Source organism: Streptomyces sp. NBC_01384 (assembly GCF_045040035.1).
In the GTDB taxonomy this organism is placed as follows: domain Bacteria; phylum Actinomycetota; class Actinomycetes; order Streptomycetales; family Streptomycetaceae; genus Streptomyces.
On the sequence record NZ_CP109559.1, the window covers coordinates 264,880 to 279,307 of the forward strand.

The window sequence follows — 14,428 nt, forward strand, 5'->3', positions numbered from 1 at the left end:
GCCCGGCGCCGTCGCGGGCGTGCTGCGGGCCGTCACCATGGGCTCCGGTGCTAAAGCCCGGTTAGGACGGCCGGCCGCCCCCAGCCCCGGGCGCGTCCGCCTCCGGCGGCCGCAGTGCCCCCGCACGGGCCGCAGGGAAAGGGAATCCTGAACACCCTGCCGGTGCGCACGGACGTCTCCCGGCCGGCCCCGCACAAAGCCGCCGCACAAAGACGCCGCCGCGGCCACGGCCCACGACCAGCCGCAGCGGGACCAGCCGCGGCGGGACCAGCCTCAGCGGGACCAGCCGTCCGGGACCGGCCGTCCGGGACCGGGCCCGTGCGCCGGGAACGGCGGACGCGGGCCCACCCGCCCACCCGCCCGGCCGGGGCGATCGGGCCGGGGCGGGGCAGCCGGGGCGATCGGGGCGGGGCGGGCCGGGGCGGCCGTCAGACGTCCTACTTGATGAACTCCGGTGCCACGCGAGGGGGCCACTGCCCCACGGTCAGCATGCCCAGGGAGTGGGCGCGGGCGACGAGGGCGGCCCGGTTGGGAGCCTTGAGCTTGCGGAGCATGAGCCCGACGTGGTACTCGACGCCCTGCCGGCTGAGGTAGAGGCGCGCGGCGAGCTGCACGGTGGAGGCACCGCTGGCGACGCCCTCCAGGACCTGCGCGTCCAGCTTGCTCAGCAGCCGCTCCCGGGGATGTGCGGCCGGCTCCTCCGCGGCCGCGCAGACGGCTTCCTGGTCGGGTCGCACCTGAACGACGATGCCGGCCAGGCCGCCGGTGGTGTCGTGGACCGCGATACCGGTCAGGCCGGCGGAGAACACCCGGCCCGAGCCGCCGAGGCCGACCATCCGCTCGTCGAAGCGGTTGCACCGCCCTTCCGACAGACGGGCGAAGTGCCGGTCGAGATAGGACGGGGAACTCGGATGGAGCAGCTCGTAGAGGCTGCGGCCGCAGGTGTCGGCCGAGGTCCGCCCGAACTGACGGGAGAAATCCGGCTCGGCCGCGACGATACGCCGGTCGGGGTTGATGTGGGCGGTGTACGTGCGGCGGCCGGCCGCAGACAGCGGCCGGCCGCCGTGCGCATGCCGATGACCGGCTGCAGGGTGAGAGGTGGCCGTCCGGTCGTGGGTGAGCAGGGCATCCGTCATCTGAATGGTCATATGCCGCCTACCGACTTTCTGTATCCAACTGCGCGCGTACTGTGCATGCCTCGTTGCACGCCCGGCTTTCACACAACGCCGGGCAAACGCCGGGAACCCGTGCTCGGCGGTCCGGGGACAGAAATGCCGACGACACCGGACCACGCCGTGTCCCCCGCCTCCGACACCGCCGGCGTGCCGGCCGGGCCGGCACGCCGACCGTCACTGAAGGAGCCGGACGCGGCCATCGCCGCCGGCCCGCGCACCCCTGGGGCCGCCCGGCACCGGGACCGCTGTCCGCAGCAACAGCAGCAGCGGCAGCGGCAGCGGCAGCGGCCGGTGCCAAACGGCCCGCCGCAACCCGCCGGTCCGCCCTTCCCTCGGTACAGGGGCAGCCATGGCTCGATCTCCTCTTTCCGCTTTCCGCTTTCCGCTTGAACAGGACGGGACGGGACGGGACGGGACGGGACGGGTGGTGCGGGGCGGTGTGACGTGCGGGCACCGCATCACCCGGTGAAGTCGCCGTGCCGGCCGAGCCCCCCGGGGAGCAGCTCCCCGAAAACCCCGGACACCGTGGATCAGCCCGACTGCACCACCGGCCGCTTGCGGCTGTGCTGTGCCAGGCATGGGGGACCGCTGGGGCATCCGCCCGCCGGCCGCGTGAGGAGCAGGAAGCGGAGGCAGCCCGGCGGGCAGCACAGCCGGCAAAGCGGCGCCGGCGGAAACAGCTCCTCACCGCCCTACGCCGCCCTACGGGCGGACACCGGCCCACAACACGCACTCCCACCGGGGTATCCGTCACTCCCGCTGCAGACCGTGCCCCTTTGCACGCGGACCTCCGGCGGATGCCCGGCTGCCGGGAACGCCGGACCCGCGGACACCCGGCCCGCGGACACCGGGCCGGGCCGCCGCGGCCGGCAGGTCCGGGTACGCCGCGTTTTTGGCCCCGGACGAGGAGAGCGGCCGGCTCATCCCGGCCGGCCCGGGCCTTCCCGCACGGGGGCTCAGGCGGTTTTGCCGGCGTCCTGGGCCATGCGCTCGCGGACGGCGGGCACGGCGCCGCGCTCCCGGGACGGGTCAGGGGCGGCCGCGGGCCGGGGGTACGCAAAGAAAGACGGCGGGCCGGTACGCCAAGGACGCCGGTGACTTCCCCGAACCGCCCGGGGAAGACTGTCGCCGAGAGCGGCGGCGAGAGGCGGCGGCCCGGACTCCGGCGACGCGGTCCCTCCCGCGCGCGGGAGGGCAGGGGGTACACGCCCGGGCCGCGGCCGTGCACGGGTCACCGGGCCGCGGGCCGGGCGGACAGGCTGAAGACACGGCCCGGCGCGACAATCTTCGTGATCGCCTCGCCGAACAGGATGCCGGGCTGCGCGCCGCCATGGCTGATGCCGGTGTTCCGCAGGACCACGAGGGTCGCCCGGGCCGCGGGGAGACAGACGGTCAGGGACTCCTAGCCCGGCAGCAAGCCGTTGTGCCCGATCCAGCTGTGGAACGTCACGGAATTCCGTAATTCCCCACCCGTGACGCCAACTTCCCCGCCCTATCGTTCGAACGTGCGGATCACGGCTCGGGGATCCATTCCACGGGAGGGGGCATGCGGCTGTAGTGGGCTCCTCCGGTGCCGTAGCGGGCGAGGTGGAGGGTCTCACCGTCGATCTGGATCTCCGCCGGCGGAGGGTTGGGAACGGAGATCCGCGGGTGGGCGTAGGGGTGGCCTTCGATGAAGAGAGGCTCCCGGTGGCGGTTCCGGCCGTCCGCCCAGCTCTGGGCCCGCTCGCGGGACCACGGGTTCTGCAGGGTCCGCGGGGCGGCCGGGTCGTGCTCGTAACCGTTGAGGCTGCGCACCAGAGCTTCGCTGTAGACACCCTTGACCCGGAAGTTCTCCAGATCATCCGCGCGTACGATCATGTTGACGTACCGGCGGCCGTTGCCCCGGTGCCGGCCCACCGCAGGCCAGCGCCAGTGGCCAGGGTCCCACCGGACGGGCGGGAGCCACAGCAGGGCACCTGCACGGAAGTGCTTCGTGCCGTGCTGGATGTCGAGGCCGCCCTCGCCATGCGCGGTCTCCCGCGCCACGCTGGCCACCAGACACCAGCCCAGCAGCCCGTCCGACGTCTCTTCTTCGGTGGGTTCCGTGTCTGTCACGCCGAGAATTCTGAGGCACGAGACGGGGCGCGAGCCAGCTCTTATCAGCCGAGCCGACCGGAGCGAACCCTCCGCGGATCACCAGCCGCAGGAGACATCGGCCTCGTCCGAACATGCGGGCGGGGAAGTTGGTGCTCCTGGTGGGGAATTACGGGAATTACGTGACCGCCAAAGGCCACCACCCCGCCGCCGGACACGGGCCGCAGGCCCCTGCACCACCAGCATAGGAGCACCCCTGCCCCACCGCCTGCGGCGGACAGCGGGCCGGCCGGGAGGATGCCCCCGCCGGGACGCAGAACCAAAACGCGGGGGCGGAACACAGGGGCGGGTCCGGCCCGGTGCCGTGCGCGGGGTGGCGCAACTGGCCGGGCGGGCAGAGCCGTCCGGTCCGGCAGCAGAGGGAAACGCCCCGTCACCGGGCGGGCAGCGCGGTGCAACGCCCGTAGGCTTCCCGGCGGCCGGGGACGGACGGCCACCGCTCCAGCGCCTCCCGCAACGCCGGTTCGGGCAGCCATCCGCGCCATGCGATCTCCGACGCTTCCGCTGCCACCTCACGCTCGATCACGGCCTCATGCACCACAAGCCCGTACGGGCCCAGGACACCGCGGCACAAAAACGTACAAGACGAACCCGACCGGTGCCCGAACCCCCGTCTCCTCCTCCAGTTCCCGCCCGGCGGCATCCTTCTAGGACACCCTGGCCCCGACGCCCCCCGCCCAGCAGCCAGTTGCACCGGCCCGGGAAACGGGATGCGCGCTCCGGCCGCCGGCGGACCAGCAGCCGCCCCGCCCGTCACGGCACACGACGGCCGCCACACGGTGCAGCCGCCTTCCGCAAACGGCCTCCTCCCGGTCCACCACGCCCAGCACACGGTCCCGCTCATCCACACGGTCCGCCGGCCCGCCCATGACGCTCACCATGCCAGAGGGCATCCCCAAGGCATCCCGGCTCCCGCCACCAGCAGCTCACCGCGGCGCGCGGGCAGTCCGCCGCGGCAGGGCCCCGCCCTGCCACGGTCCGCCCGGCCGGCGCGATGAACACACACCCCCCTGCGATGAGAACACGCCCCGGTGCGACGGGCACACGCCTCCGGTGCGATGATCGCCGCCATGCCGTCACCGCTGCCTGCCGCGCAGTCCTGGCCCGCCGTCATCACGACCGCCAGGCTGGTGCTGCGGCCCGCAGCACCCGACGACGCGGGCGAGTTCACCCGGCTGTGGACCGATCCCGAGGTCCGGCGCTTCCTCGGCGGGCCGGTTGCCGGGGACCTGCTCCCCCTCTACCAGCGGCATTTCACGAGCCGCCCCCATCTGTTCACCGTGACCGCACAGACCGGCGCGGTGGTGCTGGGCTGTGTGTCCCTCGATCCGGCATCCCGGTTCGAGGGCCGGCGGGAGGTGTCCTTCACCTTCCTGCCGCAACACTGGGGACACGGCTACGCCCGCGAAGCCGTGACGGCCGCGGTCGGCTGGGCCTTCGACCACATCCCCTCGGACGGTCCGACGGTCATCGCGCTCACCCAGCGCGACAACAGCCGCTCACGCCGCCTCCTCGAAGCCATCGGCATGCGTGCCGCCGGCAGTTTCGTGGAGTGGGACGCCCCGCAGGTGATGTACAGCATGGAACGCGAAGACCTCCGTACCGGCCGGTGAGACCGCAACAGCCCAGGACCGGCTCCCGCCGGCAAGCCCGGACCCAAGACCGGTGACAGAACCAAGACCGGCAACAGAACCAAGACCGGTGACAGAACCAAGACCGGCAACAGGCCCAGGACCGGTGACAGAACCAAGACCGGTGACAGAGCCCGGGGCGGTGACAGGGCCCGGGCCGGGGCCGGGGCCGGCGACGGAGCCAAGGAGGCGGCGACGGAGCCAAGGAGGCGGCGACGGAGCCAGGGGGCCGGCGACAGGCCCGGGGCCGATGGTGCGGGTCCCTTCGGGTTCCACCTCGGTGACACCGCGGCCCTCCCGGCAGCCCGGCGCCCAAAGGCGGGCGTCACAGGCCCAAGGAGACGGCCAGCCGGGTGAGTTCGGCCGTGCTGCTGATGTTGAGCTTGGCCCGGATACGGCGGAGATAGGCGTCGACCGTATGCCTGGACAGCCCCATGCAGCGGGCCGTCTGCAGATAGGTGCGCCCGGCGGCGATATGCCGCAGCGTCTCCCGCTCACGCGGCGCCAGCACCGGCACAGGGGCTTCGCCGTACGGCGCGGTGAGTGCGAGGCTCATGGGATTTCCTCCGGCAGATCAGGCCGGTCATCCCCGCTCACACCCTCGAAAGCAAAGGACAAATGACCGAATATTTCTTTTTGTCCCCTTTCGGAAAAGTCTGGCCGGGCGACGTCATGACGGTGTGCGCCGGCTGTCACAGGCCTGTCACAGGGCACACGGACACAAGGACGGGCCCCCGGCGGCGACCGTGCCGGGCTGGTGCTCCGTGCCCCCCGGGATCATGCTTGTCAGGAGGGCCCCGGCCGTACAGGTTCCCGAAGGGCGAGATGAGCGGCGATGGAGCGACTTCCCACCCCTGCGGATGAGCGGCCACACGAGTCGGACGCCCTCCCCGATGCGCCGTACACGGCCACGGCCACCGTCAGCGAGCAGGGCATCGTGACGCAATGGAGCGAAGGCGCCCGCCGGCTGCTGGGCTACCCGCCCGCAGAGATCGTCGGACAGCCCGCCGCCCGCCTGCTCGCCGACCCCACCACCTTCGCCCCCGCCGCCGGCGCCGGCACCGCTGACACCGCCGGCACCGCCGGCACCGCCGGCGGCGGGGGCGGCGGGGCGGGGCGGCGGGATGCGGCCGGGCGGCAGCGGTGGAGCGGCACCCTGGCACTGCGGCACCGCGACGGCCACCTGCTTGTCCAGGCACTGCTCGCACACCGCCGGACGCCGGACGGTGCGGACGCCGAGTGGCTCGTGGTGTCCGCCGCGGCAGCCACCACACACCCGCCCGGCAGCCAGGCACTGGGGGAATGGGCGTTTCGCCAGTCCCCCGGCATCCTGGCCGTCTTCGGCCCGGACCTGCGGCTGGTACGGGCCAGCGCCGGCCTGGAACACACCCTGGCCCTCACCGAGGAACAAATGCGCGGGCTGCGCCTGCCGGAGATCGCACCGCATCCGGCGAACGAGCAGGCCCAGCAGCAGATCCGCCGGACACTCAAGACCGGCGAGCCACAGCACACGGACGTCTGCCTCCCGCCCCAAGACCCCGGCCCGCAACACGACTGGCCCGCCTCGCTGACCCCGCTGAAAAACCCCGCCGGCCAGGTGCGCGCTGTGTGCCTGACGGCGCACCACAGCCTGCGCGAGCACCTCGCCCGGCAGCGGATGCTGCTGCTCAGCGACGCCGGCACCCGCATCGGCACCACCCCCGACGCCACACGCACCGCACAGGAACTGGCCGACACCGCCGTCCCCCGCCTCGCCGACTTCACCGCCGTCGAACTGCTCGACACCCCCCGCCCCGACCCCGCACACCCCACCCCCGCACACCCCAGCCCCGCACAGCCCGGCCCCGCACAGCCCGGCCCGGTACAGTCCGGCCCCGCACAGCCCGGCCCCGCACAGCCCGGCCCGGTACGGTACGGTGCCGCCGCACCGGCCGAAGCACCCGCGCAGCCCCTCATCCTGCGCCGCACCGCCGTGCGCCCGGCGGCCCCGGGCCCCGCCCCGCCCGCCCCGGCGGACAACACCACCGCCTACCCGGCCCTCTCACCCGTGGCCGAGTGCCTGGCCAAGGGCCACGGCACCCTCTACCGGGCAAACGACCCCGCCCTCGCCCGGTGGGCAGCCAAGGACCCCCAGGCCGCCTGGATCCGCACCCCGGGAACACACTCGGTGATGGTGGTACCGATACGCGCCCACAACACCACACTCGGCGTCGCCCTCTTCAGCCGCCACCAACGCCCCGAACCCTTCGAGGCCGACGACCTGTGGCTGGCCGAGGAACTCACCGCCAAAGCCGCCCTCAGCATCCACCACACCCGCCAGCACACCCGCCGGCACACCACCACCATGACCCTCCAGCGCAGCCTGCTCCCCCAGACCCTGCCCGACCAGAAAGCCCTGGACATCGCCACCCGCTACCTGCCCGCCGCAACCCAGGCCGGCATCGGCGGCGACTGGTTCGACGTCATCCCCCTGTCCGGCGCACGAGTCGCCCTCGTCGTGGGCGACGTGGTCGGCCACGGCATCCGCGCCTCCGCCACCATGGGCCGCCTACGCACCGCCGTACGCACCCTCGCCGACGTCGACCTGCCCCCCGACGAACTCCTCACCCACCTCGACGACCTCGTCCTGCACCTGTCCGCCGACGAAAGCGGCACAAACGCCGCCACCGAAAACGCCGCCGGCATCGGCACCACCTGCCTCTACGCCGTCTACGACCCCATCTCCCGCCACTGCACCCTCGCCCGCGCCGGCCACCCCCCACCCGCCACCGTCACCCCCGACGGCACCGTCCGCTTCCTCGACATCCCCCCCCGGCCCACCCCTCGGCCTGGGCGGCCTGCCCTTCGAAACCACCGAAACCCAGCTACCCGAAGGCAGCATCCTCGCCCTCTACACCAACGGCCATCTCGCCACCCGCGACCACGACATCGACGAAGCCCTCGACACCATGTTCACCACCCTCGCCCGCCCCGCCCCCACCCTGGACACCCTCCGCGACAGAATCCTCACCACCATGCTCACCCACCACCCCGACGACGACACCGCCCTCCTCATCGCCCGCACCCACGCCCTGCACACCGACCACGTCGCCACCTGGAACCTCCCCCCCGACCCCACCATCGTCGCCCAAGCCCGCCAAAACGCCACCAACCAACTCACCACCTGGCACCTCGACGACGCCGCCTACACCACCCAACTCACCGTCAGCGAACTCCTCACCAACGCCACCCGCTACGGCCAACCCCCCATCCAACTCCGCCCCATCCACCAACAAACCACCCTCACCACCGAAGTCACCGACTCCAGCAACACCACCCCCCACATGCGACGCACCCACACCTACGACGAAGGAGGACGCGGCCTCCTCCTCATCGCCCAACTCACCCACCGCTGGGGCACCCGACACACCCCCACCGGCAAAACCGTCTGGACCGAACAAACCCTCCCCCCCCCCCCAACCACCCACCCACCCACCCCCGAAAACCAGGGACACTGACGCCTGCAGCCCGACAGCAGACGACCAGCAGCCAAGCAACGTTCCCCCGCATCACGACCATGCAGAGTCGTACACAAGAGCAAACAGATCCACCAGTGACCGAAGAAGCACCAGGTCAATTTGCGCCCCGCCCTGACCAACTCGCCCTGAGCCAACCCGACCGAGACCCACTTCAGAGATCTCCTCACCCTTCGTGTGACCTTGTGCGGTCTCTTTGCGTGATCTTCTCCGGCGTGTCGAGTTGGCTCGGGAGTGTCGTGGAGAGCCTGCGAGAGCCACAGTTCGCTCCCGACGCTCGGTTCGATCACGGTGAGCCGATACCCGGAACCAACGGCACGCTCCTTGTGGGCGGGGCGTCCAGCCGCTGTACCGACGTCTACAACAACACCATCACCAACGGCACCCAGGCGGAGATCTGGGACTGCAACGACGGCCAGAACCAGGCCTGGACTTACACGTCCCGCAAGGAGTTCGTGGTGTACGGCAACAAGTGCCTGGACGCGTGCAACCTGGGCACCATCAACGGCACCAAGGTCCTGATCTGGGACTGCAACGGGCAGAACAACCAGAAGTGGAACATCAACTCGGACGGGACCATCACGAACGTCAACGCCGGGTTGTGCCTGGACGCGTGCAACGCGGCGACGCGCAACGGGACGTCGCTGGTGCCGTGGACCTGCAACGGCGGGACCAACCAGCAGTGGAGTCAGAGTTGATCTGGTAGTCCTGTGGGCGCGGGCGGATACTGTCCGGCGACGCCCACGCGCATCCCGGACAGAGCCACAACGGGCCTCCCCGGCCGCGAGGTCACACCTCGTCCGTGGGACTCGCCTCTCCGCTCAGCCCTGCGCGCATGGCGAGCAGCCCGGCCTGTACCCGGCTCTCGCAGTGCAGTTTCTCCATGATCCGCGAGACATGGGCCTTCACGGTCGGCACGCGCAGGCCCAGCCGCCGGCCGATCTGGGCGTTGCTCAGCCCGTCCGCTATCGCCACCAGCACCTCCCGCTCGCGTGGTGTGAGCGAGGGCAGCCGGGGCGGCACGGCCGGCGGTGGCTCGGCGGCCGCCCGGGCCACCAGGTGGTTCACCGCCTCGGGGGCGAGGGCGTGGAGGCCGGCCGCGGTGTTCCGTACCGCGTCGAGGACCTGGCCCGGCTGGGCGTCCTTGAGCAAAAAGCCATGGGCGCCGGCCCGAAGCGCCGGCAGCAGATAGGTTTCGGCGTCGAACGTGGTCAGCATCAGGATCCGCGGCGGTGCGGGCAACGCGGACAGTTCCCTGGCGGCGCCCACACCGTCCAGGCCGGGCATCTGCACGTCCAGCAGCACCACGTCAGGGGTCACACGGGCGCAGGCCTCGACCGCGGCCCGCCCGTCGTCGGCCTCGGCTACCACCGTGATGTCGGGGGCCGTCTGCAGCAGCAGACGCAACCCGGTGCGGACCAGGGCCTCGTCGTCGGCGAGCAGGACCCGGATCACTGAGCCTCCCCGGCGGGTTCTGCCCTCATCGTCTCCTGCTCCCGGTTCGGTGCGGGCGGCGCGACGGGCAGCCGGAGCCGGACCCGGAACACGCCGTCCCGGTTCTCGGTGTCCAGGGTGCCGCCGAGGAGCGCGGCCCGCTCCCCCAGACCGTGCAGGCCCAGGCCCGCGCCCTCGCCGGCCGCCTCGCCGGGCAGGCCGGTCACCGGGTTGGTCACCTCGCACTTCAGGTTCTCCCCGTTCACCCGCAGCCCCAGCGTGGCGCGGGCGCCGTGGGCGTGTTTGCGGATGTTGGTCAGCGCCTCCTGAACGATACGGTAGACCGTGTGCTCCACCGCCGGCGGCAACGGCCGTGCGCCGGCCCGGACTTCCGTCACCGTCGCGGACCACGGCGCCCAGTCCACGGGCACGCCCGCCGCCGCCGAGTCGGCCAGCAACTGGGGCAGATCCCGCAGTGCCGGGCCGGGCTGGAAGGAACTCTCGACGGTCTCCGGGTCGCGCAGCACATCGAGGATCTGGCGCAGCTGAGTCAGCGCGCGCCTGCCGGTGACTCTGATCAGCTCGCCGGTCTCGCGGGCTCGCTCCGACTCCTGCGGGTCCACACTCAGCGCGCCCGCGTGCAGCGTGATCAGGCTCACCTCGTGAGCCACCACGTCGTGCATCTCACGCGCCAGCGCGGCCCGCTCCTCCGCACGGACCCGGCGGGCGATCAGCAGCGCCTCCCGCTCGGCCCGCTCGGCGCGCTCGGCCAGATGCTCCAGCCTGGCGTGCCGGTACCGGATCACCGTGCCGCGCCAGGCGGGCGCGCCCACCAGCAGGGCTGCCGCCATGACGCCCACCACCGGGGCGCCCATGGTGAACTGGCTGAGCACCGCGGCGGCGTAGACGCCGTACCGCAGGGGGCTCGCTGCCCGCCGTTTGGCCAGCGAGTACATCGCGAACGGCAGGGCCGGCTGAACGGTCAGCAGGCTCGCTCCGGCGACCACGGCCGCCACCAGAGTGGGCCGGTCGCGCCGCCAGGCCAGCAGGAGCCCGGTGGCGCACTCCAGGACGGCGGAGACAGCGAGCGGCAGGGGCAACAGGGATCGCGGTGCGGCGGCCGACAGGAGTCCTCCAGAGGCGATCAGCCCCGCCAGCACCCAGGCGATCGGCTCGGAGGGCCACTGGATCCGGGCAGGGCGAGCCGCCACCGCGGTCGGCGCAGAGGAAACGGACACGCGTGCCACGGTAAAGGACCCTTCGGATGATCGTTCCGGGAACCGCCGCCGACCGGCGCACAGTGGCCGCCACCCGCCGGGACGGAGCGTGCCCCGGTGGGCCGGCGTGAGACCGATCGGCTCAGGGCTTGGCGTTCTCGCTGCTCTTGTCGTTGTCCTGGGCGGCCTCGTCCTCGGCGGACGGCAGGGTCTGGGTGGCGGTGACCTTCCCGTCCCGGTAGCAGATCTGAAACGTCTGCTTCTTCTCCAGGGACACGTGCTTCTGCAGGTAGTAGTCGCAGGTGATGCCGGCCGGCGGCTTCGGCTTGTCCTGCGGCTGGAGACCGCCGGGCTCGCCGAGGCGGTCGCGCACGGCGTCCCGGTTCTCGCCGACGTGAACGCCCTTGAACTGGGCCGTGGTGATCATGTGCGAGGTGATGTCGCTCGCGACGTGTCTGATGCTGAACCAGAGACCGACTCCGGCGAGCACGGCGAGTCCCAGGATTCCGAGCAGGATCGTTCCGGCAACGCGCATGGCAGAACTCCTTGGCTATGGGGGTACCGACGTCCTTTGACGTCGCCCAAGCAGTCTGTTCCGGCACTCCGCGCCGATCGTCGCCCTGGACGAGGAACCCGACCCCCGACTTTCGTATCCCCCCACGTCCTCTGTACGGAAGAAACCGCCGGCAAGCCCCGACATCGTTCCGCTGCGAAGGACCCCGTGACCGTCCACTGACCGTCACTGATCGCTGGGCCCGCCGTCCTAACGGTCGGCGGCCCCACGCACGTGCTCCTCACTCCCCACTATCCCCAGGCCCTTCAACAACCAACGGAGTGGAGCGAAGAGCGGCAGTGGTCATTTTCAAGAATCGCCATCACCAACGCCCGCCACGCCGCAGACCCTTGCTTGAGGCGGCATGACCCGCCCTAGGGCCTGTCTGGAGTTGTGATCACATGGCGGGGAAAAGGGTTGGAGGGATGATGATCGTTCTGAGAGCTTCCAGTCGACCGTGACACCGCCCGAGGAGGTGAGACCCATGAACGCTGTATCCATGTGGGTGCTCCCCCTTGCCGTCACGGCCGGCGATTGACGTAGGTGTCGCCGGGAGCGCCTCGACAACAAGGCACTCCCGAAAGGCAACACCTATGCACTCTCTGCAGTTCACCGCCGAGTCGTCGTCGAACGGCATACTCGAACGCGACTTCACCGTGGGCGGCATCCCCGGCGCCCTCTGGTCGTCGGCCTCCAATGCGGCCGATCGCGCGCCCCTGATCCTGATGGCCCACGGCGGCGGCAACCACAAGAAGCACCCGGCGATGTCCGGCCGCGCCCAGCGCCTCGTGACCGGCTGCGGCTTCCACGTCGCCGTCATCGACGCGCCCGGTCACGGCGACCGGCCGCGCACGGCGCACGACGAGGCGGAAATCGCCGAGCTGTTCCGGGCGAGGGCGGCGGGCGAGCCGGAAGGCCCGATCGTCGTGCGCTACAACGACCACCTGGCGGAGCTCGCCGTGCCCGAGTACCAGGCGACCCTGGATGCCCTCCAGGAACTCCCGGAGATCGGCACCGACGGGCTGGTCGGCTTCTGGGGCATCAACATGGGCACCGCGATCGGCGTACCGTTCGTGGCGATCGAACCCAGGATCACCGCCGCGGTCTTCGGTCAGCACTGGCCCGATGTCCTGGCCGAGAAGGCGAAGCAGATCACCATCCCGATCGAGTTCGACATGCAGTGGGACGACGAGCACATCTCGCGCGAGGAGGGTCTCGCACTGTTCGACGCCTTCGCCTCGAAGGAGAAGTCGTTGCACGTGAACTCCGGCAAGCACAAGGAGCTGCCTCGGTTCGAGGTCGACAGCGCGATCCGATTCTTCGCCCGGCACTTCGGCGGAGCGGTCACCGCGTCGGCCTGACGTGAGCGGTTGCGGCGTCCGGCTTGCCAGCCGGACGCCGCGACCGCGGCCCCGGGTTGAGGCTGCGCATCCAGATGATGGATCCGCGTAGTTGGAGCCCCGCCATGTACCTCGCGGGCGTCTTGTCGTAGCGCGTGGCCAGGCCCCGCCATGCCCGGATCTTGTTGATGCAGCGTTCCACCGTGTTGCGCTCCTTGTACTGCTCAGCGTCATGGGCCACTGGTCGACCTCCGTCCCTGCCGCGCTTCTTGCGGTTCGCGGCCTGATCGGCCTTCTCCGGGATGACCGCCTTGATCCCGCGTCTGCGCAGGTAGGCGCGGTTCACCCGCGAGGAGTACGCCTTATCGGCAGCTACCACGTCCGGTCTGGTGCGCGGACGGCCCACCGGTCCGCGTACCTTGACCTTCTCCAACACCGCGACGAACCGCGGGCTGTCGGCGGCCCGCCCGGGCGTGAGCACGAACGCCAGCGGGCGGCAGCGCCAGTCTGCCGCAAGGTGGACCTTGCTCGTCAGCCCACCACGTGAGCGACCCAGCGCCGCCGCCTTGAGCCGGGCCCGGCGGCGCCGACGCAGCCGTCGGCGCTCGGCCCGCTCGGACTCCCGGACCGGCGAGTCGACCGTCGCTGGGGCGATTTGCCCGGTTTTCGTGGCCCCTTTTCCTGCGCCGCGGCCTCTTCCAGCGCCGCCAGGGCCTCCGGTTCCACCACCATCCCGGCCGCGTCGTGATGGGCGCGGGCCACCGTGGAGTCCACGCTGACCAGGGACATGTCGGCCTGGCCGCGCCGAGCGGCCTCGGCGATCATCCCGTCCATCAGCGTGGCGAACATGCCGACGTTGCGCCACTGGGTAAAGCGGTCGTAGACCGTCTGCCAGGCCCCGAACTCTTCGGGCATCTCTCGCCATTGGCTGCCAGTGCGGAACCGCCGGATGACGCCCTCGAACTGTGTGCGCAGGTGCTGCGGGAAGGGGCCGTACCGCCCGATCGGCAGGAACGGCTCTATCAGTTCCCACTCATCATCGCTCAGTTCACGTCGCGTCACCGGAGGGCTCTACCAGCTCGGCGTGACCCTCGGGTCCGAAACAGACCGCACTGATCACGACTCCAGACAGGCCCTAAATGAGTGGGCGGTTGAGCCAGGACAAAGACGTCCCCCATCTCATTAGGCTGTCAGCAAGACCTTCTATCTGGCATCACATATGGGGACTCCTCGCGAGGCGGGCAGTCAGCCTGAAAGATCGCCCGACGGCCCAACGCGGGCGCGATCTTGATGCCATTGGAGGCATCGCCGCTCCGCTCGACCAATCGGTCAACCTGCACCGCCAGCAGGGCCTTCGCCCTCCGGCGAAGGGGGTCGAGGTGCGCGAGGCCCGGCCGACACGAGACTCTCGACACCCCGGAACGGTC

Annotated in this window: 13 protein-coding genes and 2 pseudogenes; 5 read left to right on the top strand and 10 right to left on the bottom strand. The window is 71.3% G+C overall.

Features of this window, described 5'->3' with window-relative positions; translation table 11 throughout:
* Positions 1–437 precede the first annotated feature (437 nt).
* From OG747_RS00845 to OG747_RS00865, 5 genes are all read right to left on the bottom strand, one after another.
* Positions 438–1,136: a LuxR C-terminal-related transcriptional regulator gene (locus tag OG747_RS00845; RefSeq protein WP_405876808.1), complete on the bottom strand. Its 699-nt coding sequence runs from the start codon at positions 1,134–1,136 to the stop codon at positions 438–440.
* 213 nt (positions 1,137–1,349) lie between these two features.
* Entirely contained in the window at positions 1,350–1,526 is a 177-nt protein-coding gene (locus tag OG747_RS00850) for a hypothetical protein (RefSeq protein ID WP_405876810.1), read from the bottom strand.
* 880 nt (positions 1,527–2,406) lie between these two features.
* Positions 2,407–2,535, bottom strand: a complete 129-nt coding sequence (locus OG747_RS00855; protein WP_405876812.1) for a hypothetical protein — start codon at positions 2,533–2,535, stop codon at positions 2,407–2,409.
* A 152-nt stretch (positions 2,536–2,687) separates the two neighbouring features.
* Positions 2,688–3,272 (bottom strand): hypothetical protein, encoded by a 585-nt coding sequence (locus OG747_RS00860; protein WP_405876814.1) that lies wholly within the window; start codon positions 3,270–3,272, stop codon positions 2,688–2,690.
* 412 nt (positions 3,273–3,684) lie between these two features.
* On the bottom strand, positions 3,685–3,837 hold the full coding sequence (locus OG747_RS00865) for a hypothetical protein (RefSeq protein WP_405876816.1): 153 nt from the start codon (positions 3,835–3,837) through the stop codon (positions 3,685–3,687).
* A 544-nt stretch (positions 3,838–4,381) separates the two neighbouring features.
* On the opposite strand from OG747_RS00865, the gene OG747_RS00870 reads away from it, so the two are divergent.
* Positions 4,382–4,924, top strand: a complete 543-nt coding sequence (locus tag OG747_RS00870) for a GNAT family N-acetyltransferase (RefSeq protein ID WP_405876818.1) — start codon at positions 4,382–4,384, stop codon at positions 4,922–4,924.
* A gap of 343 nt (positions 4,925–5,267) precedes the next feature.
* On the opposite strand, the gene OG747_RS00875 is transcribed toward OG747_RS00870, so the two are convergent.
* The gene (locus OG747_RS00875) at positions 5,268–5,498 is read right to left on the bottom strand and encodes a response regulator transcription factor (RefSeq protein WP_405876820.1); all 231 of its coding nucleotides are present in this window, start codon (positions 5,496–5,498) and stop codon (positions 5,268–5,270) included.
* Positions 5,499–5,777: 279 nt separating this feature from the next.
* On the opposite strand from OG747_RS00875, the pseudogene OG747_RS00880 reads away from it, so the two are divergent.
* The 3 genes and pseudogenes from OG747_RS00880 to OG747_RS00890 form a co-directional block, all read left to right on the top strand.
* Positions 5,778–7,673 (top strand): annotated as a pseudogene (locus tag OG747_RS00880) (PAS domain-containing protein); the annotation flags it as partial.
* A gap of 106 nt (positions 7,674–7,779) precedes the next feature.
* The gene (locus OG747_RS00885; RefSeq protein ID WP_405885397.1) at positions 7,780–8,439 is read left to right on the top strand and encodes an ATP-binding protein; all 660 of its coding nucleotides are present in this window, start codon (positions 7,780–7,782) and stop codon (positions 8,437–8,439) included.
* 257 nt (positions 8,440–8,696) lie between these two features.
* A complete protein-coding gene (locus OG747_RS00890; RefSeq protein WP_405885398.1) occupies positions 8,697–9,155 on the top strand; it encodes an RICIN domain-containing protein in 459 nt (152 codons plus the stop codon).
* Between the two features lie 91 nt (positions 9,156–9,246).
* Here OG747_RS00890 and OG747_RS00895 read toward each other — a convergent pair whose 3' ends face one another.
* The 3 genes from OG747_RS00895 to OG747_RS00905 all read right to left on the bottom strand — a co-directional run bounded on the left by OG747_RS00895 (position 9,247) and on the right by OG747_RS00905 (position 11,643).
* Complete coding sequence (locus OG747_RS00895) at positions 9,247–9,912, bottom strand: response regulator (RefSeq protein ID WP_405876822.1); 666 nt, start codon at positions 9,910–9,912, stop codon at positions 9,247–9,249.
* Entirely contained in the window at positions 9,909–11,129 is a 1,221-nt protein-coding gene (locus OG747_RS00900; RefSeq protein WP_405876824.1) for a sensor histidine kinase, read from the bottom strand. Before OG747_RS00900 ends, OG747_RS00895 begins: the two co-directional genes overlap by 4 nt.
* 121 nt (positions 11,130–11,250) lie before the next feature.
* Positions 11,251–11,643 (bottom strand): hypothetical protein, encoded by a 393-nt coding sequence (locus OG747_RS00905; protein WP_405876826.1) that lies wholly within the window; start codon positions 11,641–11,643, stop codon positions 11,251–11,253.
* A 611-nt stretch (positions 11,644–12,254) separates the two neighbouring features.
* On the opposite strand from OG747_RS00905, the gene OG747_RS00910 reads away from it, so the two are divergent.
* Positions 12,255–13,022, top strand: coding sequence for an alpha/beta hydrolase (locus OG747_RS00910; protein ID WP_405876828.1), 768 nt, complete (start codon positions 12,255–12,257; stop codon positions 13,020–13,022).
* Between the two features lie 58 nt (positions 13,023–13,080).
* Here OG747_RS00910 and OG747_RS00915 read toward each other — a convergent pair.
* A pseudogene (locus OG747_RS00915) lies at positions 13,081–14,063 on the bottom strand (IS5 family transposase); the annotation flags it as partial.
* Between the last annotated feature and the right edge of the window lie 365 nt (positions 14,064–14,428).

Coding starts and splice junctions, on each gene's coding strand:
- OG747_RS00910 (WP_405876828.1), top strand. CDS start 12,255: ATGCACTCTCTGCAGTTCACCGCCGAGTCGTCGTCGAACGGCATACTC.
- OG747_RS00850 (WP_405876810.1), bottom strand. CDS start 1,526: ATGGCTGCCCCTGTACCGAGGGAAGGGCGGACCGGCGGGTTGCGGCGG.
- OG747_RS00905 (WP_405876826.1), bottom strand. CDS start 11,643: ATGCGCGTTGCCGGAACGATCCTGCTCGGAATCCTGGGACTCGCCGTG.
- OG747_RS00870 (WP_405876818.1), top strand. CDS start 4,382: ATGCCGTCACCGCTGCCTGCCGCGCAGTCCTGGCCCGCCGTCATCACG.
- OG747_RS00845 (WP_405876808.1), bottom strand. CDS start 1,136: ATGACGGATGCCCTGCTCACCCACGACCGGACGGCCACCTCTCACCCT.
- OG747_RS00875 (WP_405876820.1), bottom strand. CDS start 5,498: ATGAGCCTCGCACTCACCGCGCCGTACGGCGAAGCCCCTGTGCCGGTG.